We start from the raw sequence: 20,278 nt of genomic DNA, 5'->3' as shown, positions 1-20,278 counted from the left end.
CCATGTCACCTCACCAAAGTAATGCTACTCGGTTTTACGATTTTCGTCAATTATTTATGTTTAAGAGAAAAGAAACGTTTTTTAATAAAAGATAAAGGGAATTTGTTATTAATGGCTTAAAAATCAATAGAAATGAACAGGTTCTCGTTTATTTTGTGAAATCTTTCACAAAATTTCATTCTGATATTGTGAAACTTCTCACAATCGGTTATACTCGTTTGTGGATACTTTGTGAACAATTATTAAAAGAGATATAAAAGGAGACTATTATGGGAAAATTAGTACTTTTAGGTGGCGGCTACGGCAATATGCGTGTCATGCTTCGTCTATTAAACAGCCTACCATTAGACAGAGAGGTAGTTATAGTAGATAGAGCCCCTTTCCATAGTTTAAAAACAGAGTTTTATGCATTGGCGGCAGGGACAGCAACAGATAAAGAAATTCGTGTAAGCTTCCCAGAGCATGAACGTTTAACAGCCGTATATGGAGAAGTCGTTGAAATTAATCGTGCGGAAAAAGTAGTCATTCTTGAAGACGGACAACGTATAGAATATGATGATTTAGTCATTGGGCTTGGCTGTGAAGATAAATATCATGGTGTACCAGGTGCGGAAGAGTATACGTACAGCATTCAAACAATGGGTAAATCACGTGCAACATTCCAAGCACTTTGTGGGTTACCAGCTGGGTCTACAGTTGGAATTATAGGGGCTGGCCTAAGTGGAATTGAGCTTGCAAGTGAGCTACGTGAAAGTCGCTCAGATTTAAAAATCAAGCTATTTGACCGTGGTCAACGTATATTGAAAGATTTTCCAGAAAAACTCAGTAAGTATGTAAAGGATTGGTTTGTTAAGCATAATGTTGATGTGGTTGCCAATTCAAATATTACAAGAGTAGAGCCAGGTAAAATTTTTAATCATGATGATGAAATTTTACTCGATGCAGTGGTTTGGACTGCGGGGGTTCAGCCAGTCAAAATTGTGCGTGATATGGATGTTGAGAAAGATAAACATGACCGTCCACTTGTCACACAGTATTTTAATTTACTCGATGATGAACATGTCTATGTTGTAGGAGATTGTGCTTCATCAGATTTAGCCCCAACAGCACAATTAGCAGAGGAACAAGCGGAGCAAATTGTGAAAGTACTTCGTATGCGTTGGAAAGGTGAACATTTACCAGAGAAGATGCCAGATATTAAATTAAAAGGCTTTATGGGAGCTCTTGGTAAAAAACAAGGCTTTGTATACTTAGCTGATACAACAGTAACTGGGCGTATCGCTCGCTTAATGAAATCAGGATTATTATGGTATTACAAACGTCAAAATGATTAATTAGCTGAAAGGGATTGTTTCAAAAATCATTTTGAAACAATCCCTTTATTTTTATTAAACCGTTTCGTCTGGGACAAACCCTAAATTTTCAAGGGCCGTAAATACAGGCTTTAATTGGACATAGCCCTCTCCAACTACCTCATTGTTAATGAGGACAAGGGGGTAGAAAAATTCATCGTCTTGAATACGTGACGCATACTCTTGGTCGCGTTCATTCTCAATTGGACCTTCAATATCGATATAGCGAATATCATATGCTTGATCTGGATATTTGCGATTGATGGCTGCTTGTAGCCACTCATATGTATCCTTGGAAGATGGGGCATTGACACAACTAGCACAGATGACAGCTGTTCCATAAATTTCAATCATAGGTTTTGTTGATGGCATAGTATTTTCTCTCCTTGTGATTCAATATTGGATTTTTTCTGTTGCTAACATTATAATCATTATAAGGAAAGGAGTCGAGATAAATGGCAGAAGCAACAATTAACGACCAAGTTCAAGAGGTATTAGATAAATTACGTCCATTCTTACTACGTGACGGTGGAGACTGTGAATTAGTAGATGTTGAGGATGGCGTTGTGAAATTACGTTTATTAGGTGCTTGTGGCAGTTGCCCAAGTTCTACGATTACATTAAAAGCTGGTATTGAACGAGCATTATTAGAAGAAGTACCAGGTATCGTGGAAGTAGAGCAAGTATTCTAAGCCTTTTTAAAAAGTTCTAGCTGTTTGCAAGCTAGAACTTTTTTATTTACCTATTTATGACGCGCATGTTCTTTTTCTTCACGAATAATGGCCCACTGTTCTTTCGCCATATCTATAATTTTTGCCTCACCACCGACACTTTGTTTTTCAATGACTCTAGAAAAGAAGCGTGTCGCATTTTCAATATCTCCAATACGTCTAGATAATTCAGCAATCATATACATAATTCGGACAGCTGACATTTGTGTAGAGCTGTAGTCCTCGGTAGAATAAGATTCCATATAATAATCACGTGCTAATTTCATAAAGCGCTCTTCTTGTCCACTATTGTTTAAGGAACGATAAAGCCATGCAAGACGTAAAGTTAGTCCAGCAATCGCTACATTTTTTTCTTTTTTAATCGTGCCACAAAGAAACGCTAACTTATAGGCTTGAATGGCTTGAAATACGGTACGTTCACCCTTGAAATCATGATGCACCCATTTTTCTGTAATTTGTGTACGTATATCATCTTGGATACCCGGTGCAAAATATTTTGTAAAGTCTTCTGTAAAGGAAAAGCCACAATGCTCACATACAAAAACATTATAATAGAGAGCATTCACTTCATCTGCATAAATAGGTTGAAAATCTGTTTCCGTATGATCTACTTTAATAAATTTTGAACGCACTTTTAATGTTGGAAATTCTTTTTTGCAATTTAAACATTGAATTTTTTTCTCATAATATGGTGAAATCTCCATATATATTACCCCCTGCCAAGAATTCGTTGTAACTATTATACCAATGATGTTTTTATTAACATGAATAAAAAATACTATTAATGTGAAAAATATGAGAATTATAACTTATAATCGACTTGAAGCTGAATGTTTGTCATACAATGGTCAAAATTGTTATGATAATACGTAAGAAGGAAGGTGATTGGGATGACAAGTACAAAGCAAATTATAGAAGTGACACAGGCTGCTGGCTTTCATATTAATGAAATGATGGAGCATAATGAAGAACAAGGTTCTTTTTTACGTGTAGTGGTGAATGGTGGCGGCTGTAGCGGGCTATCCTATGGCATGCATTTTGATAAAGAGAAAAAAGATGATGATTTTGAAGATGTTCAGCATGGTTTAACAATTCTTGTTTCCCGTGAAGATGCGCCGATTTTGATGGGAACAAAAATTGACTATAAACAATCGCTAATGGGCGGTGGCTTCACAATCGATAATCCAAATGCCATTGCATCATGTGGCTGTGGTACGTCTTTCAGAACAGCAAAGCGTGAAGGTACGCCTGAGGTTTGTGAGTAAAAGTAAATAAATCCATTCGAATAATGGGCTAACAATAATAGGCTTCTTTGATTGATGATGTTGCAAAACATGATGAATGAAAGGAGCTTTTTTCTTTCTTTTTATTTACCTGTTTGTAAGTAACTATGTTAAAAATCATCTGACACTTCCAACAAATTTTTATGACCTTATTTAGTGAAATTCAAGGCAATGTATAATAGCTTCTTTCATTGAGGTTGAATGAAAGAAGCATTTTCACTGTGGATTAACTGTAAAATTCAGAATAAATGCTTCATTCCATAGAAAGTGAGCAGGTATAATAGGTAGATAGAGGTGAAGGTTATGAGAAAAGATCGAGGGAAAATATGGTTGGGTGTATCAGGTGTTACGGTGAATGAGCTTGGGCAATGGTTGGTTGTAAAGAAGGCTTATAGTGGCTTGAAGGGGCGTTGGTCATTGCCAGCAGGTTTTGTTAATGCAGGAGAAACGGTAGATGAGGCGGTTATTCGTGAAATCAAAGAAGAAACAGGCATCGATTGTAGAGTCTCAGGCTTAATTGGATTTAGAACAGGTGTCATCCGTGATGATATCAGTGATAATATGGCGATTTTTCATTGTCGAATGCTAGATGAGCAGCAGCAGGTTTCCATTCAAGAAAAAGAAATTTTAGAAGCAAAATGGTTGTATCCACAGGAACTAGCACAAGATGAAACAACCTCTGTGATGTTAAAGGAAATGGCTTCCAATCAATTTGAAAGACATCAATTAGAGGCGATAGAAGGGATTAATCCGGGTGATATTTTTGGTTATACCTCTTATCGTTTATTCTTTAAAAAATAATATGACTTTTAGGAGGTGACCTTTGATGGAGCTGTTTTTATTTATGTTAGAGCGAGTTGGGCTGATCATTGTGTTTGCCTTTTTAATGTCAAGATGGCGACTCTTTCGAGAAAAGCTGTTTCAGGAGCAAGGAACGAAAGAGAAAATATGGCTCATTATTATCTTTAGTAGCCTATGTATTATCAGCAGTTATACAGGGATTAAAATTGAAAGTGGGACAATCCATCCTTTAAATCAGATGATACATAGTACGATCAATGCGGAGGAGGCCATTGCTAATACGAGATTAATTGGTGTCGCTATTGCAGGAATTTTTGGTGGACCACTTGTTGGTGTATGTGTAGGAATTATTGCAGGTATTCACCGAATTACACTTGGTGGTTTTACAGCAATAGCCTGCGGTGTTTCAACAATTCTAGCTGGCTTTATTACAGGTGGTTTAAGTAAACGCTTTAAAATACGTCAAACTTTTTCCTATAAGAAAGCAGTCATTATCGGCATCTGTGCAGAAACGATTCAAATGCTGGTGATTTTAGTAGTCGCGAAGCCATTTGAGCAGGCCTTGCAGTTAGTTTCATTAATTGCAATGCCGATGATTTTAATGAATGCCTTTGGGATATTTTTATTTTTCATGATTATTAAAACGTTTATTGATGAAGAGGAGCGAACAAAGGCATTACAAACCCATCAAGCTTTTTCAATTGCCCAACAAACAATTGAGCATTTTCGTAAGGGCTTGAATGAAGAATCATGCCAAACGGTTGCAGAAATTATTAAAAGAGAAATAAAAGTAGATGCGGTCGCTATTACCGATAAAAATGGGGTGTTAGCACATGTTGGCGTTGGTGAGGATCATCATTTAATTCATCGAGAAATCATGACAGCTTTGACAAAACGAGTATTAGAGGAAGGCAAAATTTTAATGGCTACATCTCAAAAGGAAATTCAATGTCCACACGCTAGCTGCCCATTAAGTGCTGCTATTGTCTTGCCCTTGAAGGTACAGCATCGAACAGTGGGAAGCTTAAAGCTTTATTTCACTAAAGCGGATTCTTTGACAGGGGTGAAGAAGGAGCTAGCAGAGGGTTTGAGTAGACTATTTTCCTCTCAGCTTGAATATGCTGAAATTGAGCAACAGCGAAAATTATTAAAGGATGCTGAAATCAAGGCATTACAAGCACAAGTTCATCCACATTTCTTCTTTAATAGTCTGAATACTATTTCAAGCTTGATTCGGACAGATGCAGATGAGGCAAGAGCATTATTAATCAAGCTTAGTACATTTTTTAGAAGCAATTTGCAGGGCGCACGGCAAATGCTCATTCCATTGAAAAATGAAATAGATCATGTTGAAGCTTATTTATCTATTGAGCAAACACGGTTTCCAAATCGTTACGAAGTTGAATTTATCATGGATGAAACACTCTTTGATGTGCAAATTCCTCCATTTACCTTACAGCCTCTTGTCGAGAATGCTATTTATCATGCCTTTAAAAATCGTAATGAAGGCAAAATCTATGTCAAAGTACAACGTGTGAATGATAAGCTGGTCCTGTTAACGGAAGATAACGGCTGTGGTATGAGGAAGGAGCAGGTAAAACAACTTGGCAAGCGTATAATGCAATCCGAACAGGGGACAGGAACCGCTCTTTGGAATATTTATCAGAGGATCCATGAAATTTATGGTTCTGAAGCGGATTTTCATATAACAAGTACGTTAGATGTGGGCACAAAAATTATGATTCAACTGCCGTTAAAGGCGACTAGATGGGAGTAGAAAAATTTGAATGTATATATTGTGGATGATGAACCCTTAGCACGCGCGGAACTGCGATATTTATTAGAGCAAACAGCATTAGTGAATGTTTGTGGTGAATCTGAAAATCTTGAGGAGTTGTGCAAAGCGTCACAGCTTGAAGAAGTCGATTGTATATTTCTAGATATTGAATTAGGCATGAACAATGGACTTGACTTAGCTAAACAATTATTACTGAATGCACAGAGACCTGAAATTATTTTTGCTACAGCCTACGATGACTATGCTTTGCAGGCATTTGAAGTCAATGCATTTGATTATATATTGAAACCCTTTGAGGCAGAAAGGGTACAAACAGCTGTGGAAAAACTGTTAGCTAAAAAAAGAGCTGCGCAAGCAAAAACAATGGAGGAGTTAAAGGCATCTCAGTTGGACAAGCTCGATAAGTTAACAGTTTATGTAAACGATCGAATTTTATTATTGAAAATACAGGATATTTTGTATTGTACCTCTGAGGATAGTAAAACGGTTGTTGTGACAGAGCAGGGGCGTTTTTTTGCTTCTGAATCATTGGCCGCGTTAGAAAAAAGACTTACCTTAAAAGGCTTTGTACGTGTCCATCGCGCGTATATTGTCAATTTAGAGCATATTGTGGAATTAGAGCCTTGGAGTAGTTCTAAATTTAATTTAATTGTGCATAACAGACATTCCATTCCAGTAAGTAGGCTATATATGAAGGGTGTACGGAAAATTTTTGACCTATCGAAGTAGTTGCATTTCAACGGACAACTACTACCTTTCAACTTTAATTTCTGACATTTCAGTTATTTTACGAATAATATGGACATTCCTTTGCTATGATGTGGAAAAAGTAAAAGGGGTGTTTGCATGAATGCGATTACAATAGTGATAGGGTCTATTTGTATTTTGATGATCAGCTATCGTTTGTATGGCATTTTCTTTACAAAGAAGGTACTTAAAATAAAAGATGATACGCCCACCCCAGCCCACGCTTTGGAAGATGGTAAAGACTATGTTCCGACGAATAAGTGGGTAACCTTTGGGCATCATTTTGCAGCGATTGCAGCAGCAGGACCTTTAGTTGGACCAATCCTAGCTGCACAATTTGGGTATTTGCCTGGACTTCTATGGCTATTAATCGGAGCAGTAATTGGTGGGGCAGTTCATGATGCTGTTGTTTTATTTGCTTCCATGCGTCATGGTGGTAAATCCCTATCGGAAGTGATGAAGGAGGAGTTAGGCCCTATCGCAGGTTTCTGTACAGGCCTTGCGATGCTATTCATTATTACGATTACAATGGCAGGTCTCTCGATGGTGGTGTTAGGTGCTTTAGAGCGCAATCCATGGGGAACGTTTGCTGTAGGTATTACGATACCAATCGCCATGCTTGTGGGTATTGCCTATCGTAAAACAGGCAATTTAATTGTTACATCTACTATAGGCTTTATTTTATTAATGATTGGGGTATTTATCGGACCGCTTATTCAAGGCACAGCATTCGGTGATTTTTTAACATTTGATCGGGATACATTAGCTATCATCTTACCAATCTATGCCTTTTTTGCCGCTGCATTACCTGTGTGGCTTTTATTAGCACCTCGTGATTATTTAAGTAGTTTCATGAAGATTGGGGTATTTATTGCACTAATTATTGGCGTTTTCTTTGTTAATCCTGCTATTCAATTCCCACCATTGACAGAGTTTATTCATGGTGGTGGACCAGTAATTGCCGGTCCTGTCTGGCCGTTTGTTTCTATTACAATTGCCTGTGGTGCCATTTCTGGCTTCCATGCTTTTGTAGGCTCAGGAACAACACCTAAGATGATTGATCGTTGGGAGGACATTCGTATTGTAGGCTTTGGTGCTATGTTAGTAGAGTCACTAGTAGGTGTGATGGCTTTAATCGCAGCTACTGCTCTTCATCCAGCCGACTATTTTGCGATTAACTCAGCACCAGCTGTATTTGCTACATTAGGAATGGAGCCGGTTCATCTACAAGCATTGTCTCAAAGTATCGGCATGGACTTGGAAGGACGAACAGGAGGTGCTGTAACGCTAGCAGTTGGTATGACAGATATCTTTACAGGTATTCCTTGGTTCGCAGAGTTATCTTCGTACTTCTATCAATTTGTCATTATGTTTGAAGCGGTTTTCATTCTTACAGCCATTGATGCTGGAACAAGGGTAGCTCGTTATTTAATACAAGATTTTGGTGGCAATGTTTATAAACCACTGAAGCGTACCAATTGGGTACCAGGTACAATTTTTGCTAGTGCACTTGCCTGCTTTATGTGGGGCTATTTATTGTATTCAGGGGATATAAGCTCAATCTGGGTATTATTTGGTGTATCCAATCAGCTAATGGCAGCCATTGGTCTAGTATGTGGCGTGACGATGGTATTGAAGGTCGCAGATAAACGCATCTATGCATTGACATGCTTTATCCCATTGGCTTATTTATACATTACGGTCAACGTTGCAGGCTATTGGATGATTAAAAATGTATACTGGAATCCAGCCGCTGCAGGCTTTAATATGTTAAATGGGATTTTATCTGTTATCATGTTAATGCTTGGCTTCTTAATTGTGCTGACAGCATTTAAAAAATGGGCACAGCTTTGGAAATCACCAAAGTTTTTAGTAGCTCAATCAACTTCATAAAATCATAGAAACTATTGAAGATAAGCATTTGTCTTCAATAGTTTTTTGGTGAAAAAAGCATCTACGACGAAGGAGAAGCAAATACCCGCGGAAGAAGCATATACCCCTAAATTCAAAGATCAACCATAGATGATCGATTGATGATTTTCCTAAATATGACGAACAAGCGAAAACAAGGATATGTTCATTGAAAGCGGTGTCGTAATCATGTAAACTAATGAGAGGAAAACGGAGGTTATACATACATGGATGGTCAAGTTTCATTAGTACAGTTAATCATTTCTATTTTGTTATTTTTCGTCATGTTCTTTGGTATCGGATTCTTGTTAAATATGCTGTTACGGATGACATGGTTAATGGCAATTGTGTATCCAATTGTTGTCATCTTTATTGTAGATGAAGTAAGCTTCTTAGATTATATTTTTAAGCCAGGCTCTGCATTCCCAGCATTAATTGATAAATTACAGGCACTTCAGTTTGTGGATATTGCTATTTTATCAGGTGGCTTTGCGGGTTCTATTGTGGCTGGTATCGTGATGATTTATTTACGTAAAAGTGGCTATCGAATGTTCTAACGTGCTTAGTATTCTTTCTTCAATTGAAGAAAGAATACTTTTTTTATACAAAAAAACACAGCCTCCTCTAGAGGATGTGTTGATGTCTGTTAGATGAAAAACTCGTAGGCTATGATGGCGATAAAAATACCCGTTAGAGCCCCAAAAAATACTTCACTTCGTTTATGGCCTAATAATGTTTTTAATTCCTCCATTTTTTCTTGTCCGTCCATCTGTGGCCATTTTTTTAAATCATGAAGCAATGTTTGGAAATCCTTACGCAGTTGATTTAAAATGGCTGCATGCTGACCTGCTTGGTAACGAACACCACTAGCATCATACATCACGATAATGGAAAACATTGCAGCTACCGCAAAAATGGGGGATTCCAAACCCGTCTCATAGGCAATTGAGGTTGCCAATCCAGTGACAGAAGCAGAGTGAGAACTAGGCATTCCACCTGTTGAGGTAAAAAGTCCCCATTTTACTTGTCTGGTCATTAAAAAATGAATAGGGATTTTAACAAACTGTGCAAAGAGAACCGCAAAGAGGGCAATTAGTAATGGGGTATTGTGGAGTAAACTCAATTTCATCACAACCTTCGCAAATAATTGCTTTTATTATAACATTCATTATTTTCTAAAAGAAGATATAGGCAAATATTACGCGCTTTTCAGAAACTTCGTTATAATAGTATATGGAATGGAGGAATTTACATGCATATTGTAAAAGAAGCAAAAACATTTGAAACGATTTCTACTGAACTATTAGTGGTAGGAGTCACAAAACATCGTGAACAAATGCAGGACTGGGCAAGCTTTTCATCTTTTTACGGTGAAGCCCTTGATACATGGATTAGTGCAGGAGACGTCTCAACTGAATTAAAGAAACTAACGAAATTACCATTTGTGAAAGACCATGCTAACCTGAAACGTATTGTATTTGTAGGTTTAGATGAGCGTAAAAACCTCACAGAAGGTGATATTCGCACAGCATTTGGTTTAGTGGGAAAAGAATTAAGATCTTTAAAAGTAAAAGAGTATTCCATCTGGCTTGAATCATTTACAACAGAGTCAATTTCAACAGCAGATGTAGCATTTTTAGCGGGTGAAGGAATTGGCCTTGGCTATTATGCTATCCCACATTATAAAACAACTTCAAACGAAGTAGATAAACGTATTGATGCTGTTCACCTTGTGACTACAGCAGAGGATTTAGATGAAGTGGTGGCAAGCTTTGAGGTAGGTGTGATTTATGCAGATGCTGTCAATGAAGCTCGTAGCTTAATTAATTTACCTCCAAACCTACTAACAGCTACGGATTTAGCTAACTATGCACAATCTCTTGCTGTGGAATACGGTTTTGAAGTAGAGATATTAGATAAAGCACAATTAGAGGAACTAGGTATGGGTGGTATATTATGTGTTAACCAAGGCTCTTATGAAGAACCACGATTAATTACCTTAAAATATAAAGCGACTGAAGATTTTGAAGATCCAATTGGCCTTGTTGGTAAGGGTGTAACGTATGATACAGGCGGCTATTCTTTAAAACCAAAGGACTCTATGGTTGGTATGAAAGGTGATATGGGCGGTGCCGCTGCTGTACTTGGTGCGATGAAAATTATCGGTGAATTACGTCCAAATAAAAATGTTGTAGCCGTTATCGGTTCTACAGATAATATGGTGTCTGATACAGCGTTTAAACCAGATGATGTGATTACGACGTACAGCGGAAAAACGGTAGAAGTATTAAATACGGATGCAGAAGGGCGTTTAGTTCTGGCAGATGCAACTACATATGCTAAACAGCAAGGGGCTACATCACTGATTGATGTTGCTACTTTAACTGGAGGCGTTATAACTGCACTAGGTATGGATAAAACAGGTGCTCTTGCAAATGATGATGCATTTTTTGAAGCATTTATGGAAGCTGCAAAAGAGACCGATGAATTTGTTTGGCGTATGCCTTTAACAGAAAATGATAAAAAACGAATTCGAAAATCAGATGTAGCTGATTTAAATAATTCACCTGGTCGTGATGGTCATATGATTTTCGGCGGCGGTTTTGTGGGCGAATTTGTTGGTGATACACCATGGATTCATCTGGATATAGCAGGCACATCTGATGCAGTAGCTGTACATGATTTAGGACCTAAGGGTGGTACTGGTGTTATGGTCCGTACACTCGCGAATTTTGTCCAACGTTTAGGGGAAGAAAAATAATAAAGCATGTCAATCAGCGGGAGTTTATTCTCGCTGATTTTTTGTGATTTATGCACTAATCCCGATAGAATAGGCATTCTACATATGATAGATGTATCTTCCTTCATACGATAGAGTAAAAAGGGGAGGTAGCATATGCGCAATTTCGGAGGTTATCCAGGCGGAGGATTTGGAGGCTTTATTTGGCCATTTGGCGCACCGTTTTTTGGTGGTTTTTTAGGCAGTTTCCTTGGCTCTCAATTTAATCAATATCCTTACAATCCATATTATCCAAACTATCGACCATATCCACCAGGTCCATATTTTCGACCAGGTCCGCGATATCGTAGACCATGGTAAGCACATAATTAGATCAGCCAGTTGTCGATCTTGATATCGACAACTGGTTTTTATTGTGCCTAACGAAGTATCAAATTTAGTGTTGACAGAATATACTAAATTATTTATTATTCTTATTATATTACTAAGAATTAAATATGTGGCTGACTAGCAAACTAGAGGCTTTTATTATTCATAGGCATTTTTGTGTCTAAGGATAATATTAGCCTTTTTTCTTTATCTTAATTTAGTAAAGGTTTTTGTACCGAAAGCAAAGTGTCAGGTTTAGAAAATCGAGGACCCTTATTAGTAAGTTTAATCAATCTGAAATGCCATGACAACGAGGCGTAATTGACAGAAGGAGTGAGATGAAATGGGGAAAGTTTATATTGTTGGTGCAGGTCCTGGAGATGTTGACCTCCTTACGATTAAAGGATTACGTTGCATTGAATGTGCAGATGTCATTTTATATGACAGACTCATTAATAAAGAGCTATTAGCCTATGCCAAGAAAGACGCTAAATTAATCTTTTGCGGGAAATTGCCTCAGCAACATGCCATGATTCAGGAGCAAATCAACCAAACGCTTGTTGATTATGCCCAACAAGGATATGTTGTCACAAGATTAAAAGGAGGAGACCCATTTGTTTTTGGTAGAGGGGCAGAGGAGGCAGATGTGTTAGCGAAGCATCAAATTCCCTTTGAAATTGTGCCTGGTATTACGTCAGGTATAGCAGCTCCAGCATATGCAGGTATTCCTGTCACACATCGTAACTTAGGTTCAAGTTTTGCTATGGTTACTGGGCATATGCAGGATGGAAAAGAAGATGCTATCCGTTGGGAAAGTCTTGCAAAAGGAATTGATACGATTGCCATTTATATGGGTGTTGGTAATCTTCCGTATATCCGTCAACAATTACTCAAATTTGGCCGTGATGAAAAAACGCCTGTGGCAGTTATTCACTGGGGAACAGTTTCTACTAAGCAAAGAACTGTTACGGGGACTTTAGCTACAATTGAGGAAATTGTGCGTACAGAAAATATTCATAACCCTAGCATCATATTAGTAGGGAAGGTTGTGACCTTAAGAGAAACCATTCATTGGTTTGAGCAAAACCCCGCACAGCCAATCCAAATAACGGGATAAGGTTGTGGGATTATGCAGGCTATTTTATATATTGCACATGGCAGTCGTGTCAAGGAAGGTGTAGAGCAGGCCGTAAACTTTCTTCAAGGCGTACAACAAGAAGTGACAGTAGCTATACAGGAAATATGCTTTCTAGAGCTGGCAACACCAACCATTGCAGAAGGCATTGCTAGCTGTATTCGGAAAGGGGCAACAGCGATTGCCGTAATGCCTATTCTCCTACTAGCTGCTCAACACGCAAAGCATGATATTCCGAAAGAAATGGCAAAAGCTCAAAAACTATACCCATATGTAAAGTTTACATATGGTGAGCCTCTTGGCATTCATGAACGATTAATTGACACATTACAAGCTAGGATAATAGAAAAACAGCAACCTAACAGCAATGCGAGTGTTTTACTCATAGGACGTGGGAGTAGTGATCCAGCCGTCAAGAGGGATTTAGCCAAAATTGCCAAAAGGCTACGTACTAAATATCACTATAAAGCCGTTGATACATGCTTCTTATACGGAATGGGACCAACCTTTGAAGACTGGTTACTGCAAGTTAAAGGGAAGCAACAGCAAGTTTTTATTGTCCCTTATTTATTATTTACAGGCATTTTAAGACAAAGTATTGCCAAGCGATTACAAGGCTTTGACAGTCAAAACATTATGTTATGTGAAAGCTTAGGCTATGACGACAATGTGAAAAAAGTATTAGTGGAACGTATTGATGAATTACTACATTTTAAAGAGGAAGGTGTTTCGTAATGGTAGATAAAAGAACTGAAAATGTAAATCTAGCATTAGATAATGTCCGCCAAATGTTAAATACTGTGAACCACGGATCAATTACATTGATTGTTCAAAATTCCTATGTGGTTCAGATTGAGAAAAAGGAAAAAATAAGGCTTCGATAAATTAAAAAATATGAAATGAAGATGATTCGTGAGGTGGCAAAGATTGAAATTACAAGTAATAAACAGTCCATTTAATGAAGAGCAGGTGAAGTTATTAAACGAGCTTCTCCCTAAATTAACAATTGAACAAAAATTTTGGCTAAACGGTTACCTAAGTGCTCCCCAAGCAACTCTTGAAGCAATTGTTGAACAGGCACCACCAGCAGCCCAGCCGATTACCAAAACAATAACAATTTTATATGGTTCCCAAACAGGCAATAGTCAAGGATTAGCTGAAAAGTATGCAGCAGCTTTAAAAGAGCAGCAGGTAGATGTAACTGTCTCATCATTAGGGAAATTTAAAGCTAGTAATTTAAAAAAGATCACCAATCTATTACTTATTGTGAGTACACATGGAGAGGGAGATCCACCAGATCAAGCGATACAATTCTATGAATTTTTGCATAGCAAGCGGGCGCCTAAATTAGAACACCTACAATATTCGGTTCTTGCTTTAGGGGATAGCTCCTATGAATTTTTTTGTAAGACAGGTAAGGACTTCGATGAGCGATTTGCGCAATTAGGTGCAACAAGAATTGTTCCTCGTATAGATTGCGATGTAGATTATGATGACGCAGCTGCACAGTGGTTCTCCGCGGTTCAACAGGAATTTCTTCAGCATACAACTTCAGCAACGTCTACTTCAGCACACACCGAAGGGGCGCAAGTACTTGAAGAATCTACATATTCAAGAAAAAATCCATTTTACGCTGAAGTACTTGAAAATATAAATCTAAATGGTCGTGGCTCCAATAAAGAGACGCGTCATCTTGAATTATCGATTGAGGGAGCTAATTTTCATTTTGAACCTGGCGATAGCATTGGCATTCTGCCAGAGAATGATGAACAATTAGTCAATGCATTGCTGACAGCACTTCAATTTGATTCGGAGACAGAAGTGACTGTTTTTGATGAAACAATAACAATAAAAGAAGCACTACAGAAAAAATTAGAAATTACGGTGTTATCTAAACCGTTACTCGAAAAAATTGCTGCTTATACAGAGCATAAAGAATTTTCTAAGCTATTTGAAGAACCAAAAGCCTGGAAGGACTATGCAAAAGGAAGAGACTTGCTCGACCTAGTAGAGGAATTTACACCATTTACTTGGAGTGCACAGCAATTTGTAGAGTTACTGCGTAAAATTCCAGCTCGACTTTATTCTATTGCTAGTAGCCAAAAGGCCAATAGCGAAGAGGTTCATTTAACGATTGGCAAGGTAAGCTATGAAACAGCAGGTAGACAACGTCTTGGTGTTTGCTCTGGAAGTGTGGCAGAACGAATACAAATAGGTGATACATTACCAATCTATGTTCATAAAAATCCGAATTTCAGATTGCCAGAGAATAATGAAACGCCAATTATTATGATTGGTGCAGGCACAGGTGTTGCACCATATCGAGCTTTTCTAGAGGAGCGAGAAGAGTTAGGGATTGAGGGGAAAGCATGGCTCATCTTTGGTGATCAGCATTTTGTTACGGATTTCCTCTATCAAACGGATTGGCAACGTTGGCTAGCTGCTGGCACATTAAGTCACATGCATGTAGCCTTTTCACGTGATACAGACCAAAAAATCTATGTTCAACATAAATTGCAAGAAAATGCCGCAAGTTTTTATGAGTGGCTGGAGCAGGGGGCTGTCATTTATGTATGTGGTGACGAAAAATCAATGGCATCTGATGTGGATGCAACCATTCATCAAATTATTGAGCAGCAAGGACAGAAAACACCAGAGGAAGCAAAAGCCTATGTGAATGAATTAAAACAGCAAAAACGCTACCAACGTGACGTTTATTAATGGAGTTCAACACAAATTTCTCGAAAACCTTCCCTTATTAATGAGTTGATCTCTTTGTTAGCAAGTAAACCCTCAGGTATGCCCAATACGCTGAGGTGTAATGGATTAAAGGAGCGATAAAGAATGACTGAAAAAATAGTGTTACCTCCACAGCCCGGGAAACCAAGTGATGTAGAGCGTATTAAAACCGAAAGTAATTACCTACGTGGAACACTCGAACGTACCATGAATAATCCATTAAGCTCTGGTATCCCAGAGGACGATAATCGCCTTATGAAATTTCATGGCAGTTACTTACAGGACGATCGAGATCTTCGGAATGAACGTCAGAAACAAAAGCTGGAACCGGCCTATCAATTTATGGTACGTGTACGAACACCAGGTGGAGCAGCTACCCCAGCGCAATGGCTTGTGATGGATGAAATGGCTAGAAAGTATGGCAATGGCTCTTTAAAATTAACAACACGCCAAGCATTTCAAGTACATGGCATTTTAAAATGGAATGTTAAAAAATATATGCAGGAAATCAATGAGGTGTTATTGGATTCTCTTGCTGCATGTGGAGATGTGAACCGTAATGTGATGTGTAATGTCAATCCAAACCAGTCTGCATTACATGAAGAGGTTTATAATTGGTCTGCAAAACTAAGTGAGCATTTACTGCCGAGAACACGTGCTTATCATGAATTATGGTTAGATGGAGAAAAGGTAGTAGATAGTCAGGATGTAGAAATTGAACCGATTTATGGAGCTCAATATTTGCCGCGTAAATTTAAAATTGGTATTGCGATTCCACCAAGTAATGATGTAGATGTTTTTTCACAAGATATCGGACTGATTGCCATCGTTGAAGACAATCAGCTTGTTGGTTTTAACGTAGCGGTTGGTGGAGGCATGGGCATGACACATGGTGATCATGAAACCTATCCACAGCTTGCTCGTGAAATTGGCTTTATAACGCCAGATAAATTACTAGAAACAGCAGAAAAAATAATAACGATACAGCGTGATTATGGGAATCGCTCTGTCCGTAAAAATGCACGATTTAAATACACGATTGATGCGAGAGGACTTGAATGGTTCCAAGAAGAATTAACGCGTCGTCTAGGCTGGGAAATTCAGCAGGCTCGTCCTTATACTTTTGAGCGTACAGGTGATGAATTTGGCTGGATTAAAGGTGCAGATGGTCATTGGCATTATACGTTATTTATTCAAAATGGCCGTATAAAAGACTTTGAGAATTATCAGTTGTTAACTGGCTTACGTGAAATAGCTAAGGTGCACACGGGTGATTTTCGTTTAACACCGAACCAAAACCTAATGATTAGCAATGTAACACCCCAGAAAAAGAAACAAATAAATACGCTTATTGAACAATACAAGCTAACAGACGGTGCGCATTATTCTGCCTTACGCCGCAATTCCATTGCCTGTGTCTCATTACCGACATGTGGCTTAGCCATGGCAGAAGCAGAACGCTATTTACCTTCTCTTATAACAAAAATTGATGCCATTATTGATGAGGCTGGCTTAAATGAAACAGAAATTGTTATTCGCATGTCTGGTTGTCCAAATGGCTGTTCACGTGCAGCAATGGGTGAAATCGGCTTTATTGGCAAAGGGCCAGGTAAATACAATATGTACCTTGGTGCAAGTTTTACAGGCAATCGCTTAAATAAAATCTATCGTGAAAATATTGGTGAGGAGGAAATTTTAGCAGAGCTACGACCAATTCTTCTGCATTTTTCAAAGGAACGTTTAGAGGGCGAACATTTTGGAGACTTTGTCATTCGTGCTGGGTATGTCACAGCTGTCTATGATGGAAGAGAATTTCATTAAAAATAAAAACCATGTAGCAAAGAAAAATTTGCTACATGGTTTTTTATATAGAATAATCTTCAGGAATAAATACCTTTAATTGTTTCGGCTTTACAAATACCTGATCGCCCACCTTCAGTTGAAGAAGATGAAATTGTTCTTTTGATAACTCCGCTTCTAAAAATTCATCAAGATCCTCACGGCGTAGTTCAATTTGAACGATAGGTCCCAGCAAATGAATGTGGCTGATTTTAACAGGAACTGTACCTGAAATACTTGTTTTCTCAATCTGAATATCATGTGGACGTACATAGCCTATCGCATTGTCCTCTGAATGTGTTAGGGCATCAGGTACATCAAGTGCAACTTCACCCTGCATGAGCTTACCATTATGTAAGCGACCTTTAAATAGATTAACATTGCCCAAGAAGTCATAGACAAATGGACTTTTGGGATTTGTATAGACCTCATCTGGACTACCAATTTGCTCGATTTTGCCATTATTCATGACCACAATGCGATCTGCAACATCGAGAGCTTCCTCTTGGTCATGTGTCACAAAAATACTTGTAATATGAAATTCATCATGTAACTTTCGAAGCCAGCGACGTAACTCCTTGCGTACTTTTGCATCGAGAGCTCCAAATGGTTCATCTAGTAACAGTACCTTTGGCTCTACAGCAAGCGCTCTTGCCAGTGCGACACGTTGTCGTTGCCCACCTGAGAGCTGTGTTGGATATCGATCTGAGAAATTTTCAAGCTTCACAAGTTGCAATAATTCCATCACTTTATCTTTGATTTGTTGTTTTGAAGGTCTGCTTTTTCGAGGACGTACCTTCAGGCCATAAGCTACATTGTCAAAGACCGTCATATGGCGAAAAAGCGCATAATGTTGAAAGACAAAGCCCACATTGCGTTCCTTTGGATGACGATCTGTGATGGATTGACCATCAAATAAAATATTGCCGACATCCGTTGTTTCAAGCCCAGCAATCACACGTAATAATGAGGTTTTTCCTGATCCAGAAGGGCCAAGCAGTGCTACTAGCTCCCCAGACTGAATATGTACGGATATATCCTCTAGTGCCTGAAAGGACCCATATTTTTTGGATACGTTTTGAATTTGTATACTCATTGAGACCATCTCCTTTTAACTAGATTTTGATTTCCAAGCAATAATGTCTTTCACAATTAATGTAAAGATGGCCATTACGCTCATTAAGGAAGCAACTGCAAAGGCTGCTGCAAATTGATATTCATTATAGAGAATTTCAATATGAAGGGGCATCGTATTTGTCATGCCACGGATATGACCAGATACCACAGACACAGCCCCGAATTCTCCGATGGCTCGTGCATTACATAAAATCAAACCATAGAATAGTCCCCATTTAATATTGGGTAAAGTGACATACCAAAAGGTTTTAAAGCCACTTGCCCCCAATGAAATGGACGCTTCTTCCTCAGATATACCTTGGGTTTGCATCAGCGGTATTAATTCACGTGCAACAAAGGGCAATGTGACGAAAATTGTGGCAAGGACAATGCCAGGTAGTGCAAAAACAATTTTAATATCATGTGCAAACAACCATTCACCAAATAGTCCCTGTGAGCCAAACAATAAAATAAACACTAAACCTGCGATAACAGGTGAAACTGCAAAAGGTAAATCTACCATAGTAAGTAATAGATTTTTTCCCTTAAAATTAAACTTTGTAAGTGCCCAGGCAGCCATTACGCCAAAGATCGCATTGAGGGGTACAGTAATGGCTACGACGATTAATGTAAGCTTAATAGCAGCTAATGCATCTGGATGTGTAATCGCAGCAAAGTAAACATCGGATCCTTTTTGAAAGGCTGTAATAAAAATAGATACTAAAGGTAGTACGATAAAGAAAGCTAAAAAAGCTAAGGCAATAAATATTAACGTATAGCGAATAATACGAGGCTCCTGTAAGGCAGCAGTCTGTGTAGCTGCTTTCCTTTTTCCTGTACTAGCCTGCTGAATAAAAGTTGATTGTTCCATATAGTACCTCCTAATGTACAAACCGACGATTGGCTAGCCATTGTATCAAGTTAATGGTGAACAACAAAATAAAGGATGTCACAAGCATGACAACAGCTATGGCAGTTGCCCCCGCATAATCATATTGCTCAAGCTTTGTCATAATAATTAACGGCGTAATTTCCGTTTTCATCGGCATATTTCCTGCAATAAAAACAACCGAGCCATATTCACCTAAAGCGCGCGCAAAGGCCAGGGAAAAGCCAGTTAAAATTGCTGGTACTAGCTCTGGTAAGATGACTTTACGGAAGGTTTGTAAACGATTGGCTCCAAGGCTTGCCGAAGCTTCCTCCACCTCAGCACTGATATTTTGTAAAACGGGCTGGACCGTTCGTACAACAAATGGTAGCCCGATAAAGGTTAAAGCAATAATGATGCCAAGAGGTGTAAAGGCAATTTTAAAATCAAAAAATTGACCAATCCAACCATTTGGTGCATAAAGAGATGTTAAAGCAATTCCAGCGACAGCAGTAGGCAATGCAAAAGGTAAGTCTACAAGCCCATCAATGATTCGTTTAAAGGGAAATTGATAGCGAACGAGAACCCATGCAATAGTCGTACCGAAAAAAACATTTAGTAAGCCTGCAATCAGTGCAGTGCTGAAGCTCACTTTGTAGGAAGCAACAGCACGGGGATCTGTAATGATATCTATAAATGCTGACCAGCTTAAGGACATGGTATGAATGAAAATCATGGAAAGTGGTAGTAACACTAGTAAACTTACGTAAAGCATTGTATAACCAAGAGATAAATGAAAGCCTGGAATAATTCGACGCGATTTTTTAGGAATGATTAAACTGCTCATCA

At 38.4% G+C, this 20,278-nt stretch carries 21 protein-coding genes; 15 read left to right on the top strand and 6 right to left on the bottom strand.

Going from position 1 to position 20,278, the window contains the following annotated elements:
- Window positions 1–269 precede the first annotated feature (269 nt).
- A complete protein-coding gene (locus B3D98_RS00535) occupies window positions 270–1,334 on the top strand; it encodes an NAD(P)/FAD-dependent oxidoreductase (RefSeq protein ID WP_004228288.1) in 1,065 nt (354 codons plus the stop codon).
- A 54-nt stretch (window positions 1,335–1,388) separates the two neighbouring features.
- Here the strand turns inward: B3D98_RS00535 and B3D98_RS00530 are convergent, their stop codons facing one another.
- Complete coding sequence (locus tag B3D98_RS00530; protein ID WP_054549443.1) at window positions 1,389–1,724, bottom strand: YuzD family protein; 336 nt, start codon at window positions 1,722–1,724, stop codon at window positions 1,389–1,391.
- An 83-nt stretch (window positions 1,725–1,807) separates the two neighbouring features.
- Between B3D98_RS00530 and B3D98_RS00525 the strand changes: the two genes are divergently transcribed.
- Window positions 1,808–2,044: a NifU family protein gene (locus B3D98_RS00525; protein ID WP_004228295.1), complete on the top strand. Its 237-nt coding sequence runs from the start codon at window positions 1,808–1,810 to the stop codon at window positions 2,042–2,044.
- Between the two features lie 50 nt (window positions 2,045–2,094).
- Here the strand turns inward: B3D98_RS00525 and B3D98_RS00520 are convergent, their stop codons facing one another.
- The gene (locus B3D98_RS00520) at window positions 2,095–2,787 is read right to left on the bottom strand and encodes a DUF2225 domain-containing protein (RefSeq protein ID WP_048394419.1); all 693 of its coding nucleotides are present in this window, start codon (window positions 2,785–2,787) and stop codon (window positions 2,095–2,097) included.
- A 186-nt stretch (window positions 2,788–2,973) separates the two neighbouring features.
- On the opposite strand from B3D98_RS00520, the gene B3D98_RS00515 reads away from it, so the two are divergent.
- From B3D98_RS00515 to B3D98_RS00490, 6 genes are all read left to right on the top strand, one after another.
- The gene (locus B3D98_RS00515; protein ID WP_048394421.1) at window positions 2,974–3,348 is read left to right on the top strand and encodes a HesB/IscA family protein; all 375 of its coding nucleotides are present in this window, start codon (window positions 2,974–2,976) and stop codon (window positions 3,346–3,348) included.
- A gap of 321 nt (window positions 3,349–3,669) precedes the next feature.
- On the top strand, window positions 3,670–4,167 hold the full coding sequence (locus B3D98_RS00510; protein ID WP_288579732.1) for an NUDIX hydrolase: 498 nt from the start codon (window positions 3,670–3,672) through the stop codon (window positions 4,165–4,167).
- A gap of 25 nt (window positions 4,168–4,192) precedes the next feature.
- Complete coding sequence (locus B3D98_RS00505; RefSeq protein ID WP_054549439.1) at window positions 4,193–5,944, top strand: sensor histidine kinase; 1,752 nt, start codon at window positions 4,193–4,195, stop codon at window positions 5,942–5,944.
- A gap of 6 nt (window positions 5,945–5,950) precedes the next feature.
- A complete protein-coding gene (locus tag B3D98_RS00500; RefSeq protein ID WP_288579731.1) occupies window positions 5,951–6,694 on the top strand; it encodes a LytR/AlgR family response regulator transcription factor in 744 nt (247 codons plus the stop codon).
- Window positions 6,695–6,811: 117 nt separating this feature from the next.
- Window positions 6,812–8,605, top strand: coding sequence for a carbon starvation CstA family protein (locus B3D98_RS00495; protein WP_004228334.1), 1,794 nt, complete (start codon window positions 6,812–6,814; stop codon window positions 8,603–8,605).
- A gap of 245 nt (window positions 8,606–8,850) precedes the next feature.
- Window positions 8,851–9,180 carry a YuiB family protein gene (locus B3D98_RS00490; RefSeq protein WP_288579730.1) on the top strand — a complete coding sequence of 110 codons (330 nt, stop codon included), beginning with the start codon at window positions 8,851–8,853 and terminating at the stop codon, window positions 9,178–9,180.
- An 89-nt stretch (window positions 9,181–9,269) separates the two neighbouring features.
- Here B3D98_RS00490 and B3D98_RS00485 read toward each other — a convergent pair whose 3' ends face one another.
- Window positions 9,270–9,752 carry a divergent PAP2 family protein gene (locus B3D98_RS00485; RefSeq protein ID WP_048394429.1) on the bottom strand — a complete coding sequence of 161 codons (483 nt, stop codon included), beginning with the start codon at window positions 9,750–9,752 and terminating at the stop codon, window positions 9,270–9,272.
- Between the two features lie 123 nt (window positions 9,753–9,875).
- Between B3D98_RS00485 and B3D98_RS00480 the strand changes: the two genes are divergently transcribed.
- From B3D98_RS00480 to cysI, 7 genes are all read left to right on the top strand, one after another.
- Complete coding sequence (locus tag B3D98_RS00480; protein WP_288579729.1) at window positions 9,876–11,384, top strand: leucyl aminopeptidase; 1,509 nt, start codon at window positions 9,876–9,878, stop codon at window positions 11,382–11,384.
- 135 nt (window positions 11,385–11,519) lie between these two features.
- Window positions 11,520–11,723: a hypothetical protein gene (locus B3D98_RS00475; RefSeq protein ID WP_016991509.1), complete on the top strand. Its 204-nt coding sequence runs from the start codon at window positions 11,520–11,522 to the stop codon at window positions 11,721–11,723.
- A gap of 352 nt (window positions 11,724–12,075) precedes the next feature.
- The gene (gene cobA, locus B3D98_RS00470) at window positions 12,076–12,849 is read left to right on the top strand and encodes a uroporphyrinogen-III C-methyltransferase (RefSeq protein ID WP_112116474.1); all 774 of its coding nucleotides are present in this window, start codon (window positions 12,076–12,078) and stop codon (window positions 12,847–12,849) included.
- Between the two features lie 12 nt (window positions 12,850–12,861).
- On the top strand, window positions 12,862–13,602 hold the full coding sequence (locus B3D98_RS00465; protein WP_257962021.1) for a sirohydrochlorin chelatase: 741 nt from the start codon (window positions 12,862–12,864) through the stop codon (window positions 13,600–13,602).
- Window positions 13,602–13,751 (top strand): YezD family protein, encoded by a 150-nt coding sequence (locus B3D98_RS00460; RefSeq protein WP_004228347.1) that lies wholly within the window; start codon window positions 13,602–13,604, stop codon window positions 13,749–13,751. Before B3D98_RS00465 ends, B3D98_RS00460 begins: the two co-directional genes overlap by 1 nt.
- A gap of 43 nt (window positions 13,752–13,794) precedes the next feature.
- Window positions 13,795–15,588, top strand: a complete 1,794-nt coding sequence (locus B3D98_RS00455) for an assimilatory sulfite reductase (NADPH) flavoprotein subunit (RefSeq protein ID WP_288579728.1) — start codon at window positions 13,795–13,797, stop codon at window positions 15,586–15,588.
- A 123-nt stretch (window positions 15,589–15,711) separates the two neighbouring features.
- Window positions 15,712–17,427 (top strand): assimilatory sulfite reductase (NADPH) hemoprotein subunit, encoded by a 1,716-nt coding sequence (cysI, locus tag B3D98_RS00450; protein WP_048394438.1) that lies wholly within the window; start codon window positions 15,712–15,714, stop codon window positions 17,425–17,427.
- Window positions 17,428–17,470: 43 nt separating this feature from the next.
- On the opposite strand, the gene B3D98_RS00445 is transcribed toward cysI, so the two are convergent.
- Genes B3D98_RS00445 through cysT form a run of 3 tightly spaced genes read right to left on the bottom strand, consistent with a single transcriptional unit; the run spans window position 17,471 to window position 20,276 of the window.
- Entirely contained in the window at window positions 17,471–18,541 is a 1,071-nt protein-coding gene (locus B3D98_RS00445) for a sulfate/molybdate ABC transporter ATP-binding protein (RefSeq protein WP_066038182.1), read from the bottom strand.
- 15 nt (window positions 18,542–18,556) lie between these two features.
- Window positions 18,557–19,432 (bottom strand): sulfate ABC transporter permease subunit CysW, encoded by an 876-nt coding sequence (gene cysW, locus B3D98_RS00440; protein ID WP_048394442.1) that lies wholly within the window; start codon window positions 19,430–19,432, stop codon window positions 18,557–18,559.
- 10 nt (window positions 19,433–19,442) lie between these two features.
- Complete coding sequence (cysT, locus tag B3D98_RS00435; RefSeq protein ID WP_048394444.1) at window positions 19,443–20,276, bottom strand: sulfate ABC transporter permease subunit CysT; 834 nt, start codon at window positions 20,274–20,276, stop codon at window positions 19,443–19,445.
- Between the last annotated feature and the right edge of the window lie 2 nt (window positions 20,277–20,278).

The organism is Lysinibacillus sp. UBA5994, assembly GCF_002429725.1.
Classification (GTDB): domain Bacteria; phylum Bacillota; class Bacilli; order Bacillales_A; family Planococcaceae; genus Lysinibacillus; species Lysinibacillus capsici.
Note: the sequence above shows the minus strand (reverse complement) of the source record. Positions and strands in the feature narration are given on the sequence as shown.